Here is a 20867-nt window from a genome sequence, read left to right on the forward strand (position 1 = left end):
GGTTGTCCGAGGTGTGCGATTCGGTTGGCTCCTTATTGTTCCCGCCGTGGTCGTGAATACGCTATGTAGGGATTCGGCTACCGAAAAATCGCAGGTCGGTGCAGTGAGGGCGGTCAGAGGCGGCCTCCCTGCCGTTACAGAGCGGTTATACAGGAGGGTTCTGAGGGAGGGGGGACCCATTCATCGATTCGCAACCGGAACGGCATATCAGGACGAACCGGGCCGAGCGGCGGGCGCACCGCCCCGGAACACCGCATTGATCTGGGGGAATGTCCTCGAAGGGTGAGGGAATGCGCACGCGGTCCGTCTGGGCGTCGAGCATGTCCTCGGCGTGAACCCCTCGTGAAACCCGGGTGAACCGTCCCAGGGGCAAGGGGGTGCCGCGGTCCGCTCAGACCGCGTTCGCCGGAGAGCGTGGGGCCCCTCGTGCCCGCGACCGCCGTTCGCCGGGCGGCCGAAGGGGGGCCGGGAAGGCCCCGCGCTCGGCCGCGCGCTCCTCGACCATTCGGAAGTCGCGTGGGGGAGGGGGACCCCGGCCGCCGGGCCCGGGCCCGGCGGGGAGCACCGGGCGGCTCCCGCTCCTCGGCCGCACGCCGGTCCGCCGCAGGGAAGCCGCTCCCGCGGCGGACCGGCCCCGGCCCCGATCTCAGCCGAGCGTCACGATCGACTTCCAGCGCAGGTACTCCTCCAGGCCCTCCGGGCCGAACTCGCTGCCGACACCGCTGGCCTTGCGGCCGCCGAACGGGGTGTTGACGTCGATGTTGTAGGCGTTGACGCCGTACGTGCCGGCGCGGACCCTGCGGGCCACCGCCATGCCGCGCTCGGGGTCGGCCGTCCACACCGACCCGGCCAGCCCGTACTCGCTGTCGTCGGCCAGCCGCACCGCCTCGTCGTCGCCGTGCGGCCCCTCCCCGTCGTAGGGGACCACCACCACGACCGGGCCGAAGATCTCCTCGCGCGCGATGCGCATGCCGTTCGCGGCGTCGGCGAAGACCGTCGGCTCCACGTAGAAGCCCTGGTCCCGGCCCTGGCCCGCCGGGCGCCCGCCGCCGGTGGTGATGCGCGCCCCCTCCTCGGCGCCCAGGGCGATGTAGCCCTCGACCCGCTCGCGCTGGCGCTGCGACACCAGGGGCCCGACCTCGGTCTCCGGGTCGGCCGGGTCGCCCACGCGCAGGGCCGCCATGCGCTCGGTGACCGCCTCCACCACCTCGTCGTAGCGCGAGCGGGGGGCCAGGACGCGGGCCTGGGCGATGCACGCCTCGCCGTTGTTGAGCACCGCCGTCAGCGGCAGCATCCCCAGGTAGGCGTCCAGGTCGACGTCGTCCAGCAGCACCGCCGCCGACTTGCCGCCCAGCTCCAGGCTGCACCCCTTGAGGTGCTCGCCGCACAGGGCGCCGATGCGCCGCCCCGCGGCCGTCGAGCCGGTGAAGGCCACGTGGTCCACGTCGGGGTGGGCCACCAGGTGCTCGCCGGCCCCGCGGCCGCCCGCCACGATGTTGAGCACCCCGGGCGGCAGGTCCGCCTCCTCGGCCGCCTCGGCGAGCAGGTAGGGGTCCAGCGCCGTCTCCGGGGCCGGTTTGACCACCACCGTGCACCCGGCCAGCAGCGCCGGCGCGACCTTGGCGGCGATCAGGAAGTGCGGCACGTTCCACGGCACGATCGCGGCCGCCACCCCGGCCGGCTCGCGCTCGACGTGGACCGGTCCGAGCATGCCGGGGCGCACCGCGCTCCACTCCACCTGCCCGGCCAGGCCCGCGTAGTAGTCGAGGACGGCGTGGGCCAGCGGCGCCTGGGCCAGGCGTGAGAACGCCAGGGGGCTGCCCATCTCGGCGGTGATGAGCGCGGCCGCCTCCTCGGTGCGCCGCCCGTAGGCCCCGGCCAGCCGCCCGAGCGCCGCGGCCCGCTCGGCGGGGGAGGTCCGCGGCCAGGGGCCGGTGTCGAACGCCCGGCGGGCGGCGCCGACGGCGCGGTCGATGTCGGCGGGCGTCCCGTCCGGGGCCCACCCGACGGTCCTGCCGTCGTGCGGGCCGACCACCTCCAGCACCCCCGTGCCCGCGGGTGCGGCCCACTCTCCCCCGATGTAGAGCCGGTCGTGCGTCGCCATCACGCCTCCCTGAGAATGCAGAACGGGTTTCAGTTTGCATCTCCCGGCGGGGTAAGGCCAGACGGGTTCGGGGGATCGATGAGTGGAACCGGTTACCGCGCCGCGTGCGGTGGCCGCTCCAACCGCCCCGGCGTGGTCCCGGTCCAGCGCCGGAAGGCGTTCAGGAAGGCCGACGGCTCGGTGTAGCCCAGCCGTCCCGCGATCTCCCGCGTCGCCAGGCCCTGGCGGAGCAGCAGCAGTGCGCGGTCCTGCCGCGCCGCGTCCAGCATCCGCCGGAAGGAGTACCCGTGCCCCGACAGGTGGCGCCGGAGCGTGCGCGGGCTGACCGCCAACGCCCGCGCCGCCGACTCCAGGTCGGCGGCGGCCAGATCGGCCTCGATGTGCTCACGGACCCGGGCGACCAGGTCGGGCTCGGACAGGCGGCGGGCCGGCTCGGCGCGGAGCCCGTCGCGGTGCACCCGGGGACGCGGGCCGGACCGGGCCGGCGGGTGCTCCAGGGCGCGGGCGTCCACGACGACCTCGTCCCGGTCCGCGCCGAACTCCGGGACCACCCCCAGCACCCGCAGGTAGGCCTCGGCGCGGTCGGGGTCGCTGTGGCGGGTCCGGACCACGGCCGGAGGCGGTGCCTCCCCGGTGATCCGGCGGGCGAGCAGGGCGAGCCGGGCCAGGTCGCGGTCGAGCGCGAACCGCCGGACCGGCCGCGGCAGGTGCCGGGACCGGGCGCGCAGGGCCACCGTCGCGCCCGCGCGCTCCACGGACCAGGCGCACAGGCCCCATGCCGACGCGGAGGTGCACTCGGCGCGCTCGGCGCGCTCCACCGCCTCGCCGAGGGTGGCGCAGGCGCCCGGGGCCGGCCCCCGGGACCCGTGCCCGGCCGCGTGGAGGCGCTCTCCCACCAGCAGTCCCAGGTCGGGCCGGTGCGGCAGCAGGCGCACCAGGTTCGCCGCGATCGCCGCCTCCTGGGCCGCGGTGGTCTGTGCATCCGGGGCGCCGAGGGCGTCGTGGGCGAGCCCGGTCCCGTCGAGGCAGTCCTCCGCCGCCAGCCCGTATTCCTGCGCGAACTCGATGAGGACGAGCGCCCTGTCGATTCCGAGCGAGGAGGGAGCGTTCATTCGGCACCTTTCTTCGGGCATGACCGTCAGGTCCGCAGGCGAGCCGGTCCTGCGGGCCATGGAGAGGGAAGCGGAATCCGCCGCTCGGATACAGGGCGTTCCCGTCCGGCGCGGGGGCGGCCGTTGAAGCGGTGCGCGGACGGCGGCCGGCCGCGCGGTCACTTTAATACAGAAACGTCGGCGAAGTGGGGAACATGGCGCGGTGCGGGGAAGGGGCCGCAGTGTGCCGGAGGATGTTCCGCCGGGGCTTTCGAACCCGCGGGTTTCCCGTGCCCTCCCATGCCGTTTCGGCGATGGAGCGGAAAATCATCGCCATTTATGAACGGCCGTGCGGCCGAATTGCGTAGGAACGCCGCGGCGAGCGCTGAACGGCCTCGTTCCCGCGCCTTTATGGAGGAGAGGGAGGAGGGCGGAGGAGGAACCGCGCCGGGCCCCGGCGCACGGGAAGGGCCGCACCCCGCCGGTGCGGAGTGCGGCCCTGTGGGCCCGCGGCTCAGGGGCGACGGCAGGCCGTCTCAGGCGCCCCCGAGGCGCCCGGCGCATGCGCGGCGGCGGATCAGCGCGCGGTCGCGGGGATGTCGTCGTAGCGCTCGGGGTCCAGGTTCCGGGCCGACCCGTCGGCGACGCCCTCGACGACCGCGGTCAGGCCGCGCTCCACCGTCGTGACCAGGCGGCCGCGCTGCTTGGAGCCCCAGCTCTGCGTCTGCCCGCGGACCTCGAACAGCACCGTCCCGCTGCCGTTCAGTGCGAACGACGCCAGAGCCGTTCCCGGCAGGTCCTGCTCCTGCGGGTACAGCGTGACGTCGCCGAAGTTCGATTCGCCGTAGGACTGCAGCTCGTCATAGGCGGCCAGGTTCAGCTGGCGCGAGAACTCGTTGTCGTAGACGTCGTCGTACTCGGAGTACTTGCGCTCCCATTCCGGGCTGCCCTGCTCGGGCAGGAAGTTGCCCGACAGGGACAGGTCGACCCAGAACTCCCCGTTCTCATCCTGGTAGCAGGGGCCCTGGTGGTGCAGGTCGATGTAGGCGTCCACCCCGCCCTTCTCCTCGGCCAGGGCGACATAGGCGTCGCGCACCGCCTGCGACTCGGGCTGGACGAACCAGCCGGGGGAGGCCGAGTCGCCGGGCAGGTCGGCCGGGTCGGGGACGTAGTCCAGGTCGGGGTTGAAATCGCGGTTGACGTCGAACCCCGGCCGCTGCGCGTAGTCGTCGCCCTGCAGCTCGCCGGTGTAGTGGTTCCACGAGGGCGGGGCGCCCTCCAGCTGCGGAAAGTCGTCCACCACGTCGGACCAGGAGCGGTCGTTGCCCCGCCGGTCCAGCTCCGAGCCGTCCGGGTTCATCTTCGGCACCGCCACCACGGTCACCTGCTCGCGCAGCTCGCGCGCCTGCTTCGACGGGCCCGAGAGCGACCGGAGCAGGCGCAGGACCGCCTCGGTGCCGGTCTTCTCGTTGCCGTGGATCTCGCTGGCGACCATGACGGTCCGCGGCCCCTCGCCGACGCGGGCCGTCCAGATCTCCCGGCCCTGGCCGGAGCGGCCGGCGACCTCCACCTCCAGCGCGCCCTTGGAGCGCCGCTCCAGGCGCTGCAGCTCGTCCCCGAGCTCGGCGTGGTCGGTCCAGGAGGCGGTTCCGGTGTCCTTGTGCGGGCTGCAGGGGGCGGCGGCCGGCTCGGCGGCGGCCGGTGCGGACAGGGCGGTGAGGGCGCCGCCGGCCAGAGCGGCGGCGGCGAGGACGGCGGGGAACGCGAGGCGCGCGGACGCCATGGGGTCTCCGTTCGCTGGGGGATGTCCAGTCGTCCCATGTTTCTTAACCGTCGGGGGTGCACAGGGTCAAGGGGACCGGAACCGCCGAACCGGGCCGACCGCTCCGCGGGGGCTCCCCGGGCGCCCGCGCACCCGTCTCCGGCCCCGCCCGACCAGGTGGGCGGGGCCCACGGCGCGCCGGCGCGCCGCCGGCCCGGCCGGTGTGGCCGTCCGGACATCCCCGGGCGGCGCGGGAGGCGCCCCGGCACCCGCGTGATGGTCGTAGGCTCAGGAGGCGTCCGCCGTCCCACCGACTCGCATGAGGGGAACCCCGCGCGATGGCCGATCCCTTCGTCCACCTGCACGTCCACACCGAGTACTCGATGCTGGACGGTGCGGCGAAGCTGAAGAACCTCTTCGAGGTCGCCCGGCAGGAGAAGATGCCCGCGGTCGCCATGACCGACCACGGGAACATGCACGGCGCCTACGACTTCTACACCCAGGCGCGGGCGGCGGGGATCACCCCGGTGATCGGCGTGGAGGCCTACGTCGCTCCGGAGTCGCGGTACCACAAGAAGCCGGTCCGCTGGGGCGACCCCAGCCAGAAGAGCGACGACGTCTCCGGTGGCGGCGCCTTCAACCACATGACCATGTGGGCGCAGAACAAGGAGGGGCTGCACAACCTCTTCAAGCTCAACTCCCGGGCCTCCACCGAGGGCTTCTTCCGCAAGCCCCGCATGGACAAGGAGCTCATCTCCGAGCACGCCTCCGGGATCATCGCGACCACCGGCTGCCCCTCCGGCGCGGTGCAGACCCGCCTGCGGCTGGGCCAGTTCGACGAGGCCCTCCAGGTCGCCTCGGACTACCGGGACATCTTCGGCAAGGAGAACTTCTTCGTCGAGCTCATGGACCACGGCCTCGACATCGAGCGCCGGGTCCGCGAGGGCCTGCTGACCATCGCCAAGCAGTTGGACCTGCGGTTCGTGGTCACCAACGACTCGCACTACACCTACGAGAGCGAGCGCGACGCCCACGACGCGCTGCTGTGCATCCAGACCGGCTCCAAGCTCTCCGACGAGAACCGGTTCCGGTTCGGCGGGTCCGGCTACTACCTGAAGACCGCCGAGCAGATGCGTGCGATCGACACCTCCGACGCCTGGCTGGAGGGGTGCCGCAATACCCTGGCCATCGCCGAGATGGTCGACACCACGGGGATGTTCGACTACTACGACCTCATGCCCAAGCTCCCCTGGCCCGAGGGCGAGACCGAGGAGAGCTTCTTCCGCAAGGAGGTCATGCAGGGCCTGGAGCGGCGCTTCCCCCAGGGCATCCCCGACGGCTACGTCGAGCAGGCCGAGTACGAGATCGACGTCATCATCCAGAAGCGCTACCCCTCCTACTTCCTGGTGGTCGCCGACTTCATCAACTGGGCCAAGGAGAACGGCATCGCCGTGGGCCCGGGCCGGGGCTCGGCCGCGGGGTCGCTGCTCGCCTACGCACTGGGCATCACCGACCTCGACCCGATCCCGCACAGCCTGATCTTCGAGCGGTTCCTCAACCCCGAGCGCGAGTCCCCGCCCGACATCGACATCGACTTCGACGAGCGCCGGCGCGGCGATGTCATCCGGTACGTCACCGAGAAGTACGGCGAGGACAAGGTCGCCATGATCGCGACCTTCGGCACGATTAAGGCCAAGGCCGCCATCAAGGACGCCTCGCGCGTCCTGGGCTTCCCCTACGCCCTGGGCGACCGGGTCTCCAAGGCGTTCCCGCCGGCCGTCATGGGCAAGGACATCCCGCTGACCGGGATCTTCGACGAGAGCCACGGCCGCTACAACGAGGCCGGCGAGCTGCGCAAGCTCTACGAGGAGGACGTCGAGGTCAAGCAGGTCATGGACCTGGCGCAGGGCCTGGAGGGGCTGATCCGCCAGACCGGCGTGCACGCCGCGGGCGTCATCATGAGCTCGGAGACCATCACCGACCACATCCCGGTCATGATGCGCGACTCCGACGGGGTCATCATCACGCAGTTCGACTACCCGACCTGCGAGACGCTCGGCCTGATGAAGATGGACTTCCTCGGGCTGCGCAACCTGACCATCATGGACGACTGCATCAAGAACATCGAGGCCAACCGGGGGGAGAGGGTCGAGCTGCTCGACCTGACCCTGGACGACCCGGCCACCTTCGAACTGCTGCAGCGCGGCGACACCCTGGCGGTCTTCCAGTTCGACGGCGGCCCGATGCGGGCGCTGCTGCGGCAGATGAAGCCCGACCACTTCGAGGACATCTCCGCCGTCGGCGCCCTGTACCGTCCCGGCCCCATGGGCGCCAACTCCCACATCAACTACGCCCTGCGCAAGAACGGCCAGCAGGAGATCACCCCGATCCACCCCGAGCTCGCCGACGCCCTGGAGGAGATCCTGGGCACGACCTACGGCCTGATCGTGTATCAGGAGCAGGTCATGCAGATCGCGCAGAAGCTCGCCGGGTACACGCTGGGCGAAGCGGACCTGCTCCGACGCGCCATGGGCAAGAAGAAGAAGGAGGTCCTCGACCGGGAGTTCAAGCCGTTCAGCGAGGGCATGAAGAAGAACGGCTACTCCGACGAGGCGATCAAGACCCTGTGGGACATCCTCGTCCCGTTCTCCGACTACGCCTTCAACAAGGCGCACTCGGCCGCCTACGGCCTGGTCTCCTACTGGACCGCCTACCTCAAGGCGAACTACCCGGCCGAGTACATGGCGGCCGTGCTCACCTCCGTGGGCGACGACAAGGACAAGAGCGCGCTCTACCTGAACGAGTGCCGCCGCATGGGCATCAACGTGCTGCCGCCGGACGTCAACGAGTCCGACGCCACGTTCACCCCGCGCGGCAAGGAGGAGATCCGCTTCGGCCTGTCGGCCGTGCGCAACGTGGGCGCCAACGTCGTCGAGGGCATCGTCAAGGCGCGCCGGGAGAAGGGGCGCTTCACCTCCTTCGCCGACTTCCTGGACAAGGTGCCCCAGCAGGTCTGCAACAAGCGCGTGGTCGAGTCGCTGATCAAGGCCGGCGGGTTCGACGAGTTCAGGGAGCCGCGCAAGGGCCTGGTGCTGGTGCACGAGCAGGCCATCGACGCCATCATCGGGCACAAGCGTGCCGAGGCCGCCGGCCAGGACTCGCTGTTCGGCGGAATCGCCGAGCCGGAGTCGGGCATCCAGGTGGTGCCGGACATCCCCGAGGGGGAGTGGGACAAGACCACGCTGCTGGCGTTCGAGCGGGAGATGCTGGGCCTGTACGTCTCCGACCACCCGCTGCTGGGGCTGGAGCACCTGCTGGCCTCCAACGCCGACTGCTCGGTGGCGGACCTGGCCGACCGGCCCGACGGGAGCACGGTGACCGTGGGCGGGCTGCTGTCCGGGCTCACCCGCAAGATCACCAAGCAGGGCAACAGCTGGGCCATGGCGCAGCTGGAGGACCTGGGCGGCGCCGTCGACTGCATGATCTTCCCGAACACCTACCAACTGTGCTCGCACGTGCTGGCCGAGGACGCGGTGCTGTTCATCAAGGGGCGGCTCGACCGGCGCGAGGACGTGCCCAAGCTGATCGCGATGGAGGTCATCCAGCCGGACCTGTCGCAGGTGGGCAAGGAGCAGCCGGTGGTGGTGTCGATGCCGATCTCCCGGGTGGAGAAGGGCACGATCACCGAGTTCCGCGACATCCTGTCCCGCAACAAGGGCCAGACCCAGGTGCACCTGCAGGTGCACAACGGGCCCCGCACCACGGTCTTCGCCCTCGACGAGGCGCTGCGGGTGAGCCCGTCGCCCGAGCTGATGGGCGAGCTGAAGGCGCTGCTGGGCTCCAACTGCCTCGGCGGGGTCTGAGGAAGGGGCCGACCCGCGTCCCGGGCCCCTGCAGGCGGCCCCGTGCCGCCGGGCCCGCACCCACACGTCCACGGACGGCGGTGCGGGCCCGGCGGCCTCTTCGTGCTCGCCCGCCTCGGAGCACCGGAAGGCCTCACCGAACGGCCGGACGGCGGCGGGCACCGGCCCCCTCGCGCCGGCGCCGCCCTTGACCGGCCAGACGCGAGCGCTCAGGATCAGGGCAATCCGAGCGTGAAGGGGCGGTCTCGTCGGGAACGCCCCGAGAGGACCTGCATGCCTGTAGAAGCGGCGTCGACGTTCCGCAGGCTCATCTCCATGACGAGGGGGTCGGCCTTCCACCTGGACCAGCACGGCGCCCATCTCCCCGGCGACCTGGCCTTCTCCTCCTGGAAGACCCGGCTTCCCCTGGCGGAGGACGGCCACGGCTGGCGCCGCCTGGTGCGGAGCAGCACCGCCCGCGGCGTCAGCTTCCGGCGCGTCCGCGTGGTGTCCGAGCCGCTGGTGCCCTCCATCGTCTACGCCTACGCCGTGACCGAGCAGCTCAACGCCGCGGCCGGGCTGGAGGTGCGGTGGCTGCCCCGCCCCCGGACCGCCGGGCTCGCGTTCCCGCGCCTGGACTGCTGGATCTTCGACGGCCGGGCCGCGCTCCTGTACCACTTCGACGCCTTCGGGGAGATCGAGCGCGCGGAGGTCACGTTCGTCCCCGGGCCGATCGACTACTACCGGCTGCTCTTCGCGGCGGCCTGGGACCGCGCCGTCCCGCACCAGGAGTACCGCCCCGGGGCCTGGTGACACGGACGCGCGGCGCGTAGCGCGAGGGGAGGGGCGGGGCCTGCGCCGCTGCCAGGGGCTCCGTGCACCAGGTGCCCCCGAGGAGCGGAGCGATCACGGTGGGCGGCGTCCGGAGGTTCGGCGTCGTCTGCGTCGCCCGAGGCCGGCTCTCGGCGGCCTCGGTACCGCGACCCCGTCTGCGGGCACCGCGGCCTCGGGGCACAGCCTTCCGGCCCCCGCCGCCCTCTCGGGCTTCGCCCGCAGCGCCCTCACCAGGAACCGGCCTTCGGCGCCGTCTGTGTCGTGACGTGCATCACATGTACTTGCTTGGCGATCGATACCGATATATCGTTAACGATCAAGATAGAAGATCACCTATCGGGACCGATCGCCGGAGTCGCGGAGGCGGTCCCGGAGCGAGGAGGACACCATGACCGCGATGGCGATGCCGTGGCCCTGGGGCGGCGGCGGAGAAGAGGACCGGCCCGGCGCCGGTTCCGGGCGCGAGCGCCTGCGGCGTTTCAAGGAGGCCGCGGCGCGGGGCTCCGGCCCCGCGGTGCTCAAGCACTGGATGCAGGGGGGAGGGCGCGGCGGGCCGCACGGCCACCACCGCGGCGGGCCCCATGGCCACGGCCGCGAGTGGCACGGATGGCGTCCACCCGAGGGGCCGTTCGCGGCGGGCCCCGGCGGGCAGGTTCCGCCGGTGCCCCCCGGCGGACAGGTCCCGCCGATGCCCCCCGCCGGCCCGTGGGGGCCGCCGCCCTTCGGGTTCGGGGGCCCCGGCGGACCGGGCGGTCCCGGCGGGCCGTTCGGCGGCCGCGGCGGACGGCGCGGCCAGCGGGCGCGCCGGGGCGACGTGCGCACCGGCATCCTGCTGCTGCTGGCCGAGGGCCCGCTCAGCGGGTACGAGATCATCCGCGAGGGCAAGGAGCGCAGCTCCGGCGTCTGGCGGCCCAGTCCCGGGTCGGTGTACCCGATGCTCCAGCAGCTGGAGGACGAGGGCCTGGTCCGCCCGGCCGCGTCCGAGGGGGGCGGCCGCCGGCGCCCCTACGAGCTCACCGAGGACGGGCGCGCCTACGTCGACGAGCGCGCGGACGGGCTGACCCCGCCGTGGCAGGCGGCGGCGGAGGAGTTCGAGGACGCGCACTCGGGCCAGATGGAGGTACAGGCTCTGGCCTACCAGCTGGCGGCCGCCGCCGCCCAGGTGGCGCAGGTCGGCACCCCCGGTCAGCAGGAGCGGGCCAAGCGCATGCTCACGGAGACCCGCAGGGAGCTCTACCGCCTCCTGGCCGAGGACGAGGCGGCCGGCTCGGACGACGGCGACGCCGAGGAGTAGCCGGGACCGACGCCCTTTCCGCCCCCGCCCGGTGCACCGGGCGGGGGCGGTGCCGTGCCGCCTGAGAGGGGGTGAGGGGGCGGAAGGGGGCGCTCTACGGTTCAGGCGGCGGCCATTCGATGGAGCAGGTCCAACCGTCCGGAGTGGGCGGCGGTCTCTTCGAGCATGTGGATCAGCACCCACCGCAGCGTCACCGGGGGTTCGCCCACACGGGACCGGCGGGCGCCCGATCGCGGTTCCAAGCGTGCGGTGATCGTTCGTGAGCGTTCGCATTGCAGGTCGTAGGCGGCCAAGAGGTCGGCGAGGTCCTGCTCCGGGCCGTGGTGCGGATCGGAGCCTGCGGCGGTGCCCTGGAGCGGGTCGGGCTCGCGCTCGGGCCGACCGAGGAGCACCGCCTCGAACCAGTGGTGCTCCGCCCAGGTCAGGTGCGCCACCACCCCGTGCGGCGAGAGCAGCGGAGCGCCGGGGACCGGGGCGGCGGCGGAGCCGGTGGGGGACAGTCCGGAGCAGGAGCGGCGCACCGATGCGCGCCGGCGGTCGAGGAAGGCACTGAGCATCGTGGTCTCGTCCGCCCACACCGGGGGAGGCGCCGGTCGGCACCCCCATTGGCCGGGGAGTGCGGGTCCACGGTCGCATGGCGTGTCCATGCGCTCATTGTCACCGCCGCCCTCGGGGCCGACCACTGGTTTTCCGGGCCCCCGGGCGGGATAGATTCGTGTGAGCGGAAAACGGAAGGGGGCGCCCCGATGGTTCGTGGGCGATGGGCCGCGGGCGGCGCGGTCCTCGGGGCGGTCGCGGCGCTCGGGGTCCCGCTGGGCCTGCTGTGGTGGTGGCTGGCCCCGCGGCCGGAGGTCACCGTCGGCGCCGACGGCCGACCTCTGCCCTACCCCCTGGGCGAGGCCGCGTTCTCGGTTCAGGGCCACTACGCGGTCATCGCCGCCGGGGCCGGGATCGCCACCGGGTACTGCGCCTACCTCGTCCAGTACCGCCTGGCCCGCCGACGCGCGGAACAGGGGAGACCCCCGCTCGACATGCGCATGGCGTGCCTGCTGGGCCTGGCCGCCGGGGCGGTGCTCGGTGCCGTGCTGGTGTGGCGCACCGGCGTCCTGCTGGAAGGCGATGCCTTCGCGGAGGCGCTGGCCGCCGCCGCCCCCGGAGACGTCATCACCGACCGGCTCCGCCTGGACGCCACGGCGGCGCTGGTCGTCTGGCCGTTCGTCGCGGTGCTGCAGTACGGCCTGTTCGACGCGGTGAGCACCTGGCGGGGCGATGTCCCGGCCGTGTCCGCCGCCGCAGCCGAATCCGACGCTGACACCGACCCCGACAGCGGGCCCGGTACCGAGTCCGGCAGCGATTCCGGGGAAAAGCCCGCTTCTGCGACCGAGACGGCCGCGTCCTAGTCTCCTGCGTCTCTCGGACCGCCGGGGAACGCCGGCGGTCTGCGGCGGCGAAGGCGTGGACGCCGGTGCAACCGTCAGGATCGGCGCGGTCCCGCGGCCGGAGCGTGCCCCGTCGTCCGGCCGTCCCCTGTGGCGCCATCACCAGCGGCGGTGGCGCTCCACCTGCGGTGCGTCGCCGTCGCCGCGCCAGGTCCCGCTGCCGCCGTCGCCCGCGAAGTCGCCGCCCAGCCCGGTGTCCGCGCGCCCGAGTCCGCGCCCGCAGGCCGCCGCGAAGGAGCGGACCAGGGCCTCCTCGCGGGCGCCGCCCGGCGCCGCTCCCCGTTCGCCCTCCCGACGCCGCAGCTCGGGGAAGCCGACCAGCGCCGTCGTGCGCAGCGCCCCGACGGCACCGGGGCCCGGCCCCGCCGCTCGGGCCTCGGCCAACAGCGCGTCCCCCGCGAGCGTGCGCGGCCCCAGCCGCCCACCGGTGGCCCGGTACACCCAGTGCACCCCGAACCAGCACGCGTAGAGCAGCGGGGCGGCGAAGGCCGCCTGCGGCAGAGGGGCCGCGACCAGCGCGACGGCGGCGGCCGCCGCCCCGCACGCCACGGCCCCGGGCAGCCCGCCCAGCAGCCGCCGCGCCACGTGCAGCAGGAAGGGGTAGGCCATCAGCAGCAGGGCGAAGACCGCCGGGGCCGCGGGGTGCACGGGGGAGTCTCCCGGCCGCATGCCCGCCAGCAGCAGCACCGCGCCCAGGACCGCCGCGCCCGTGCCGGCGGCGGCGTGCGCGGCCCATGCCGCGCGGCGCAGGCGCCGGACCCGGCGCAGGCGGGCCGGGTCGAAGAACAGGCCGAGGCGGCGGAGCCGCCACAGCACCGCGGTGGCCGCGTCCCCGAGGGTGACCGACTCGATGAGGCGCTCGGCCGGCAGGCACCGGCCGGGCTCCAGGGAGGCCTCCATGAGCCGTCCGAACGGCGACGGGGGGCGGGGGAGCGGCGGGGCGCCGCAAGGGGGCTGCTCCGGGGCCGAGACCGCGCCGTTCCCGCGCGCGATCACCCGGCCCGACAGGTACAGCCCGGCAAGGGCGACCTCGCCCATGCGCGTCCGGCCTCCGGCGAGCATGCCGAGGTCCGCGGGGTCGAGGTCGTCGGCGCCGACGGCGGGGAACCGGGGGCCCGAGGTGCGGGCGCGGGCGTAGCCCCAGCGGGAGAGCAGCAGGCAGAGCGCGATCAGCACGTGGGTGATGACCGTGCCGAGCACGACCGCCGGGACCATCGTGCCTCCCTGACGCGTCCCACCTTCAGATGTGATGCAGACCACGGTAAGTCGGAGGCGGTCCGGTGAAAAGTACCTAGCACTAGGTAACACGCGTCGGGGCAGGGCAAGGGCGTTCGGGCGACGAACAGGGCAGGGCGGCACGCGGCGGTGAGGACGCCGTGCACCGCGCACGGCAGTCGTCCCGAAGGGGCGCCGGGGTGCCTGGGGCGTGATGGCGCGGGCGCCCGGGGCCTCCGAGGTTCGCGTCCCCGCATGTCGTGCATGCCGAAGGCGGCGACCGTCGCCGGCCGCCGCCTTGAGCCTGAGGCCCTTACCGCCCTAATAGGCGGCGATGGGACCCGTCTTCGCCTGGGTGAGGCTCACCAGGTCCTCAGGAGAGAGCTCCATCTGCAGGCCGCGCCGGCCCGCCGAGACGTACACCGTCGCGTGGTCGCCCGCCGAGGAGTCCACCACCGTGGGCAGCCTCTTGCGCTGGCCCAGCGGGCTGATGCCCCCGCGCACGTAGCCCGTGGCCCGCTCGGCGGCCTTCGGGTCGGCCATCACGGCCTTCTTTCCGCCGACCGCCGCGGCCAGCGCCTTGAGGTCCAGCGTCGCCGCGACCGGGACCACGCCCACCGTCAATGCCCCGTCGACCTCCGCCACCAGCGTCTTGAACACGCGCTCGCGCGGGACGCCGAGGGCGTCGGAGGCCTCCTCGCCGTAGGAGGAGGCGCCGTCGCCCGACGCCTCATACGTGTGCAGGACGCTCTGGATCTTCGCCCGGCCCGCCGCGACCGTGGCCGGGGTCCCCTTTCCGCTCACCCGGACAGCCTAGTGCCGCCGCCTGCGGGCGGCGGCGGGCACGGGGCGGCGGGCACGGGGCGGCGGGAAGGGGGCGTGCCCCCCCTCATACCGTCAGCGCCGGCCCCGCGGTCTCCGGGGCGTCGCCGTCGCCCGCCTCGTCGGGCATCTCGCGCGCCAGCCAGGTCTCCACCTCGAACATCGACCCGCCCGCGGCGCGGTCCAGCACCGCCAGGATGGTCGACATCTTGTGCTCCTCCTCGACCTGCTCCTTGAGGAACCACTGGAGGAACTGCTCGCCGGTGTAGTCGTTCTCCTCGCGGGCCACCCGCTGCAGGACGTGGAACTGCTCGGTCACGCGCTGCTCCTGGGCCAGGGCCAGGGCCACCAGGTCCCGCGGCGCGTCGAAATCGTTCTGGATTTCGTCGACACGCGGGATGGAGGTGGGAACGTCCCGGTCGAGCAGGTAGCGCACGATCATCATCGCGTGGTCGCGCTCCTCCAGCGACTGGCGGTAGAAGATCCGCGCCAGCTGGGGCAGGTGGCGGTCGTCGAACCAGGCGGCCAGCGCCACGTACTGGTGCGAGGCCGTGAACTCGTGCCGCACCTGGTCCAGCAGGAGGCGGTGGAACTTGGAAAGGCCGTGCTCGGTGGTATGAGGTGTCGAAGCCATGCCTTCACAATAGCGCCTCCGAAAACCTGAGTCGATTAATAGCGCGGCAATTTGTGTCACGTAGGCAAGCCTTTCTTGCAATCAATTAGGTTAGCCCTCCCAAAGTTAGGCCAGGCTCATTGATCCCTTTTATGGTGAGGCTTGCCTGAACGGTGGCGAAGCGGGTGGGGCGGACGAAAAGGGGACGCGGGCGCCGCCCGGGGCGCATCCCCGGGTGACCGCGGTCACCCCGTGCGGCCAGGGATCTCCTGGGGCGTGCGGGGCCCCCGCCCCCTAGAATGGGGCCGTGATCTCCCGAATCGACCTTCGAGGCACCACCGGTGACCCGCGCGACCTGCTGCCGCGCGCCGAGACCGACGTCGAGGCGGCGGTGGACAAGGTCCGCCCCATCGTCGAGGACGTGCGGCATCGCGGCACCGAGGCGCTGATCGAGCTCGCCGAGCGCTTCGACGGGGTCCGCCTCACCGGGATCAAGGTCCCCGAAGAGGAGATCACCGCGGCGCTGGACACCCTCGACCCCGCGGTCCGCGCCGCCCTGGAGGAGTCCATCCGGCGCGCCCGCCTGGTCCACCGCGACCAGCGGCGCACCGACACCACCACCCGCGTGGCCCCCGGCGGCACCGTCACCGAGCGCTGGGTCCCGGTCGGCCGGGTCGGGCTCTACGCGCCGGGCGGCCGCGCGGTCTACCCCTCCAGCGTCGTGATGAACGTCGTGCCCGCCCAGGAGGCGGGCGTCGCCTCGCTGGCCGTGGCCTCCCCGCCGCAGGCCGAGTTCGGCGGCCTGCCGCACCCGACCGTGCTTGCCGCCTGCGCCCTGCTCGGCGTGGACGAGGTCTACGCGGCGGGCGGAGCCCAGGCCGTGGCCATGTTCGCCTACGGCGCCGGCGAGTGCGCCCGTGCCGACATGGTCACCGGCCCCGGCAACATCTGGGTGGCCGCCGCCAAGCGCATGCTCAAGGGCACCATCGGCATCGACGCCGAGGCCGGGCCCACCGAGATCGCCGTCCTGGCCGACGACACCGCCGACCCCGGCTACGTCGCCGCCGACCTGATCAGCCAGGCCGAGCACGACACCGTCGCCGCCTCGGTCCTGGTCACCCCCTCCACCGCGCTCGCCGACCGGGTCGAGGCCGAGCTGGAGCACCGGGTGGCCGCCACCAAGCACTCCGAGCGCATCCGCGAGGCGCTCGGCGGTCCCCAGTCCGGCATCGTCCTGGTCGACGACGTCGAGCACGGCCTGCGCGTGGTCGACGCCTACGCCGCCGAGCACCTGGAGATCATGGTCCGCGACCCGCGCGCCACCGCCGAGCGGGTCCGCAACGCCGGCGCCGTCTTCGTCGGCCCCCACGCACCGGTGTCCCTGGGCGACTACCTCGCCGGGTCCAACCACGTGCTGCCCACCGGCGGGTGCGCCTGCCACTCCTCGGGCCTGAGCGTGCAGACCTTCCTGCGCGGCATCCACGTGGTCGACTACGACCGCGACGCCCTGGCCGAGGTCGCCGGGCACGTCGTCGCCCTCTCCGAGGCCGAGGACCTGCCCGCGCACGGCGAGGCCGTGACCGCGCGCGTCGGCCGCACCGGCGCCTGAGGCGCCCCGGACCACCACCGCACCACCGCACCGACCTTCCGGACGGACACCTGACACCGTGAGCGACTTCGGCCTCGACGACCTGCCGATCCGCGACGACCTGCGCGGGCGCGCCCCCTACGGCGCCCCCCAGCTGGACGTGCCGGTCGCCCTGAACACCAACGAGAACCCCTTCCCGCCCTCCGAGCGCCTGGTCGAGGCCCTCGGGCGCGCCGTCGCCGACGCCGCCCGCGGCCTCAACCGCTACCCCGACCGCGACGCGGTCCGGCTGCGCGAGGCGCTGGCGGGCTACCTCGGCCACGGCCTGGACGCCTCCCGGGTATGGGCGGCCAACGGCTCCAACGAGGTCCTGCAGCAGATCCTGCAGGTCTTCGGCGGCCCCGGGCGCAGCGCCATGGGCTTCGAGCCGTCCTACTCCATGCACCCGGTCATCACCGAGGTCACCGGCACCCGCTGGATCACCGCCGAGCGCGGGCCCGACTTCGCCGTCGACCCCGACCGGGCCGAGGAGCAGATCGCCGAGCACCGCCCCGACGTGCTCTTCCTGACCTCGCCCAACAACCCCACCGGCACCGCCCTGCCGCTGGAGACCGTCGAGCGGCTGGCCGCCGCCGCACCCGGCATGGTCGTCGTCGACGAGGCCTACGCCGAGTTCCGCCGCGAGGGCACCCCCAGCGCGCTGTCCCTGCTGGAGCGCCACCCGCGGCTCATCGTCTCGCGCACCATGTCCAAGGCCTTCGCCCTGGCCGGGGCCCGCCTGGGCTACCTGGCCGCACACCCGGCGGTGGTCCGGGCCCTGCAGCTGGTGCGGCTGCCCTACCACCTGTCCGCCGTCACCCAGGCCGTGGCCCTGACCGCGCTGGAGTTCTCCGACGAGCTCCTGGCCGGGGTCAAACAGCTGCGCGAGGAGCGCGACGCCCTGGTGGGGTGGCTGCGCGGGCAGGGCTTCACCGTCGCCGACTCCGACGCCAACTTCGTGCTCTTCGGGGAGTTCGAGGACCGGAGCGCGGTGTTCCGCGGCATGCTGGAGCGCGGCGTGCTCATCCGCGAGGTCGGCCCGCCGCGCTGGCTGCGCGCCACCATCGGCACCCCCGAGGAAATGTCCGCCTTCCGGGAGGCGTTGCTGCAGGTGACGGCCTGAACGCCGACGCCGGCCGCCCCGAGACCCAGGAGAGTCCCACCACCATGAGCCGTATCGGCCGCATCGAACGCGCCACCAAGGAGACCAAGGTCAGCGTCGAGATCGACCTCGACGGGACCGGCGTGTCCGACGTCTCGACCGGCGTCGGGTTCTACGACCACATGCTCGACCAGCTCGCCAAGCACGGCCTGTTCGACCTGACCGTGCGCACCGAGGGCGACCTGCACATCGACTCCCACCACACCATGGAGGACACCGCCCTGGCCCTGGGCGCCGCCTTCCGGGAGGCCCTGGGCGACCGGGCGGGGATCCGCCGCTTCGCCGACGCCAAGGTGCCGCTCGACGAGGCCCTCGCCGAGGCCACCGTCGACGTGTCCGGCCGGCCCTACCTGGTGCACAGCGAGCCCGAGGGCATGGCGCCCGTCATCGGCCGCGACTACGACACCACCATGACCCGGCACATCTTCGAGTCGTTCGTCGCCCAGGCGCGCGTGGCCATGCACGTCCGCGTGCCCTACGGCCGCAACGCCCACCACATCGTCGAGTGCCAGTTCAAGGCCCTGGCGCGGGCGCTGCGCTTCGCCTGCGAGAAGGACCCGCGCGTCAGCGGCGTCCCCTCCACCAAGGGCGTGCTCTGATGCAGGACCTGTGGGGCGTGCTGCTCATCGGCCTGGGCGGTGTCCTGGCCGGGGGCGCGATCTCCACCTGGAAGAACCAGCGCGTGCTCGCGGTGGCCCTGGGCGCCTGCGCCCTGCTCGCCGTGGCCTCGGGGGTGCTCCGCCTGGGCTACTTCGGCGGCTGAGCCGCCGCCCGCCCCGCAGCGGACCGCCCCTCCGCCCGCCCCACCGACGACCCACCACCGCCGAACCAAGAAAGGCGCGGTCGACCGTGCAGCCTCGCGTCGCCATCCTCGACTACGGATCCGGCAACCTCCGGTCCGCCCAGCGCGCCGTGGAGCGCGCCGGCGCCGGCGTGGAGGTCACCGCCGACCCCCATGCCGCCATGGAGGCCGACGGCCTGCTCGTCCCCGGCGTGGGGGCGTTCGCCTCCTGCATGGAGGGGCTGCGCTCGGTGCACGGCGACCGCGTCATCGGCAAGCGCCTGGCCGGGGGCCGCCCGGTGCTGGGCATCTGCGTGGGCATGCAGGTGCTCTTCGACCGCGGCGTCGAACACGGCGTGGCCGCCGACGGGTGCGGGGAGTGGCCCGGCACCGTCGAGCGCCTGCAGGCGCCCGTCGTCCCGCACATGGGGTGGAACACCCTCGACGTCCCCGAGGGCAGCCGCCTGTTCGCCGGGATCGGCCCCGAGGAGCGCTTCTACTTCGTGCACTCCTACGGGGTGCTGCGCTGGGAGCTGGAGGCGGACTCCCCGCACATCGCGGCGCCGCGGGTCACCTGGTCCACGCACGGCGCCCCGTTCGTGGCGGCCGTGGAGAACGGGCCCCTGTGGGCCACCCAGTTCCACCCCGAGAAGTCCGGCGACGCCGGCGCCAAGGTGCTGGCCAACTGGGTGGCGTCGCTGTGAGCGGCGCCGCCGAACCGATTCCGCGAAGCGAACCCATCCCGGAAAGCAGGGTCTGCGAACCGATGTCCTCCACCCTCGAACTCCTCCCGGCCGTGGACGTGGCCGACGGGACCGCGGTCCAGCTGGTCCAGGGCAAGGCCGGATCCGGCGGGCGGTACGGCGACCCGCTGGAGGCCGCCCGCGCCTGGCAGGAGGCCGGCGCCGAGTGGATCCACCTGGTCGACCTGGACGCCGCCTTCGGCCGCGGCCACAACCGCGAGCTGCTGTCCTCGATCGTGGGGCGGCTGGACGTCAAGGTCGAGCTGTCCGGGGGCATCCGCGACGACGACTCGCTGGCGGCGGCCCTGGCCACCGGGTGCACGCGGGTCAACATCGGCACCGCCGCCCTGGAGGACCCCGACTGGTGCGCGCGCATCATCGCCGAGCACGGCGACCGCATCGCCATCGGCCTGGACGTGCGCGGCACCACCCTGGCCGCCCGCGGCTGGACACGGGACGGCGGCGACCTGTACGCCACCCTCGACCGCCTGGAGGCCGAGGGGTGCGCCCGCTACGTCGTCACCGACGTCAACAAGGACGGCACCCTCAAGGGCCCGAACCTGGAGCTGCTGAAGGCGGTGTGCTCGCGCACCGACAAGCCGGTCGTGGCCAGCGGCGGGGTGTCCGCCCTGGAGGACCTCAAGGCGATCGCGACCCTGGTGCCCGAGGGCGTCGAGGGCGCGATCATGGGCACCGCCCTGTACGAGGGCGCGTTCACCCTCCCGGAGGCCCTTGAGGCGGTGAAGTCGGCGTGAGCCTGGCCGTGCGCGTCATCCCGTGCCTGGACGTGGACGCCGGGCGCGTGGTCAAGGGCGTCAACTTCCAGAACCTGCGCGACGCCGGGGACCCGGTGGAGCTGGCGGCCCGCTATGACGCGGCCGGCGCCGACGAGCTCACCTTCCTCGACGTCACCGCCTCCAGCGGCGACCGGGAGACCACCTACGACGTGGTGCGGCGCACCGCCGAGCAGGTGTTCATCCCGCTGACCGTGGGCGGCGGCGTGCGCACCCCGGACGACGTCGACCGCCTGCTGCGCGCGGGCGCCGACAAGGTGGGCGTGAACACCGCGGCCATCGCCCGCCCCGAGCTGGTCCGGGAGATCGCCGAGCGGTTCGGCAACCAGGTCCTGGTGCTCTCGGCGGACGTGCGCCGCGCCGAAGGGACCCCGCAGGCGCCGCTGCCCAGCGGGTTCGAGGTGACCACCCACGGGGGGCGCCGGGGGACCGGCATCGACGCCGTGGAGTGGACCGAGCGCGCGGCCGCGCTGGGCGCCGGGGAGATCCTGCTGAACTCGATGGACGCCGACGGCACCAAGGCCGGGTTCGACCTGGACCTGATCCGCGCGGTCCGGGCCCGGGTGGACGTGCCGGTCATCGCCAGCGGCGGCGCGGGCGAGGTGTCCCACTTCCCGCCGGCGATCGACGCGGGCGCCGACGCGGTGCTGGCGGCGTCGGTGTTCCACTTCGGGGACTTCACCATCGGCGACGTGAAGGACGAGCTCCGCGAACAGGGCCACCCGATCCGCCCCGTGCCCTGAG

The 20867-nt window shown here is 73.5% G+C and carries 18 protein-coding genes; 11 read left to right on the forward strand and 7 right to left on the reverse strand.

Annotated features, from left to right (window positions below; genetic code table 11):
- Positions 1-646: 646 nt before the first annotated feature.
- The 3 genes from C892_RS0114890 to C892_RS0114900 form a co-directional block, all read right to left on the reverse strand.
- Positions 647-2104, reverse strand: a complete 1458-nt coding sequence (locus C892_RS0114890; protein WP_017557863.1) for an aldehyde dehydrogenase — start codon at positions 2102-2104, stop codon at positions 647-649.
- Between the two features lie 92 nt (positions 2105-2196).
- Entirely contained in the window at positions 2197-3216 is a 1020-nt protein-coding gene (locus C892_RS0114895; RefSeq protein WP_017557864.1) for an AraC family transcriptional regulator, read from the reverse strand.
- Positions 3217-3772: 556 nt separating this feature from the next.
- Positions 3773-4978: a M14 family zinc carboxypeptidase gene (locus tag C892_RS0114900; RefSeq protein ID WP_017557865.1), complete on the reverse strand. Its 1206-nt coding sequence runs from the start codon at positions 4976-4978 to the stop codon at positions 3773-3775.
- A 317-nt stretch (positions 4979-5295) separates the two neighbouring features.
- On the opposite strand from C892_RS0114900, the gene dnaE reads away from it, so the two are divergent.
- From dnaE to C892_RS0114915, 3 genes are all read left to right on the forward strand, one after another.
- On the forward strand, positions 5296-8820 hold the full coding sequence (gene dnaE / locus C892_RS0114905; protein ID WP_017557866.1) for a DNA polymerase III subunit alpha: 3525 nt from the start codon (positions 5296-5298) through the stop codon (positions 8818-8820).
- Positions 8821-9093: 273 nt separating this feature from the next.
- Entirely contained in the window at positions 9094-9612 is a 519-nt protein-coding gene (locus tag C892_RS0114910; RefSeq protein ID WP_239647403.1) for a DUF6879 family protein, read from the forward strand.
- Between the two features lie 409 nt (positions 9613-10021).
- The gene (locus C892_RS0114915; RefSeq protein ID WP_017557868.1) at positions 10022-10927 is read left to right on the forward strand and encodes a PadR family transcriptional regulator; all 906 of its coding nucleotides are present in this window, start codon (positions 10022-10024) and stop codon (positions 10925-10927) included.
- 101 nt (positions 10928-11028) lie between these two features.
- On the opposite strand, the gene C892_RS0114920 is transcribed toward C892_RS0114915, so the two are convergent.
- Entirely contained in the window at positions 11029-11484 is a 456-nt protein-coding gene (locus tag C892_RS0114920) for a mycothiol transferase (protein ID WP_017557869.1), read from the reverse strand.
- A gap of 189 nt (positions 11485-11673) precedes the next feature.
- Between C892_RS0114920 and C892_RS28975 the strand changes: the two genes are divergently transcribed.
- A complete protein-coding gene (locus tag C892_RS28975) occupies positions 11674-12327 on the forward strand; it encodes a hypothetical protein (protein WP_017557870.1) in 654 nt (217 codons plus the stop codon).
- A 138-nt stretch (positions 12328-12465) separates the two neighbouring features.
- On the opposite strand, the gene C892_RS0114930 is transcribed toward C892_RS28975, so the two are convergent.
- From C892_RS0114930 to C892_RS0114940, 3 genes are all read right to left on the reverse strand, one after another.
- The gene (locus C892_RS0114930) at positions 12466-13581 is read right to left on the reverse strand and encodes a TIGR04222 domain-containing membrane protein (RefSeq protein ID WP_017557871.1); all 1116 of its coding nucleotides are present in this window, start codon (positions 13579-13581) and stop codon (positions 12466-12468) included.
- Between the two features lie 321 nt (positions 13582-13902).
- Entirely contained in the window at positions 13903-14385 is a 483-nt protein-coding gene (ybaK, locus tag C892_RS0114935; protein WP_017557872.1) for a Cys-tRNA(Pro) deacylase, read from the reverse strand.
- An 85-nt stretch (positions 14386-14470) separates the two neighbouring features.
- A complete protein-coding gene (locus C892_RS0114940; RefSeq protein WP_017540475.1) occupies positions 14471-15037 on the reverse strand; it encodes a ferritin in 567 nt (188 codons plus the stop codon).
- Positions 15038-15323: 286 nt separating this feature from the next.
- Here C892_RS0114940 and hisD point away from each other — a divergent pair, with 286 nt between their 5' ends.
- The 7 genes from hisD to hisF all read left to right on the forward strand — a co-directional run bounded on the left by hisD (position 15324) and on the right by hisF (position 20866).
- On the forward strand, positions 15324-16625 hold the full coding sequence (gene hisD, locus C892_RS0114945; RefSeq protein ID WP_017557873.1) for a histidinol dehydrogenase: 1302 nt from the start codon (positions 15324-15326) through the stop codon (positions 16623-16625).
- A gap of 58 nt (positions 16626-16683) precedes the next feature.
- Positions 16684-17766 carry a histidinol-phosphate transaminase gene (locus C892_RS0114950; protein ID WP_017557874.1) on the forward strand — a complete coding sequence of 361 codons (1083 nt, stop codon included), beginning with the start codon at positions 16684-16686 and terminating at the stop codon, positions 17764-17766.
- 44 nt (positions 17767-17810) lie between these two features.
- Complete coding sequence (gene hisB, locus C892_RS0114955) at positions 17811-18404, forward strand: imidazoleglycerol-phosphate dehydratase HisB (RefSeq protein WP_017557875.1); 594 nt, start codon at positions 17811-17813, stop codon at positions 18402-18404.
- Positions 18404-18568 carry a CG2302 family histidine operon protein gene (locus C892_RS31830; protein WP_017557876.1) on the forward strand — a complete coding sequence of 55 codons (165 nt, stop codon included), beginning with the start codon at positions 18404-18406 and terminating at the stop codon, positions 18566-18568. Before hisB ends, C892_RS31830 begins: the two co-directional genes overlap by 1 nt.
- 86 nt (positions 18569-18654) lie before the next feature.
- Entirely contained in the window at positions 18655-19290 is a 636-nt protein-coding gene (gene hisH / locus C892_RS0114965) for an imidazole glycerol phosphate synthase subunit HisH (protein WP_017557877.1), read from the forward strand.
- 62 nt (positions 19291-19352) lie between these two features.
- The gene (gene priA / locus C892_RS0114970; RefSeq protein WP_017557878.1) at positions 19353-20084 is read left to right on the forward strand and encodes a bifunctional 1-(5-phosphoribosyl)-5-((5-phosphoribosylamino)methylideneamino)imidazole-4-carboxamide isomerase/phosphoribosylanthranilate isomerase PriA; all 732 of its coding nucleotides are present in this window, start codon (positions 19353-19355) and stop codon (positions 20082-20084) included.
- Positions 20081-20866 (forward strand): imidazole glycerol phosphate synthase subunit HisF, encoded by a 786-nt coding sequence (gene hisF, locus C892_RS0114975; protein ID WP_017557879.1) that lies wholly within the window; start codon positions 20081-20083, stop codon positions 20864-20866. The genes priA and hisF overlap by 4 nt, the downstream gene beginning before the upstream one ends.
- The last annotated feature ends 1 nt before the right edge of the window (position 20867 follow it).

The organism is Nocardiopsis baichengensis YIM 90130, from assembly GCF_000341205.1.
In the GTDB taxonomy this organism is placed as follows: Bacteria; Actinomycetota; Actinomycetes; order Streptosporangiales; family Streptosporangiaceae; genus Nocardiopsis_A; species Nocardiopsis_A halophila.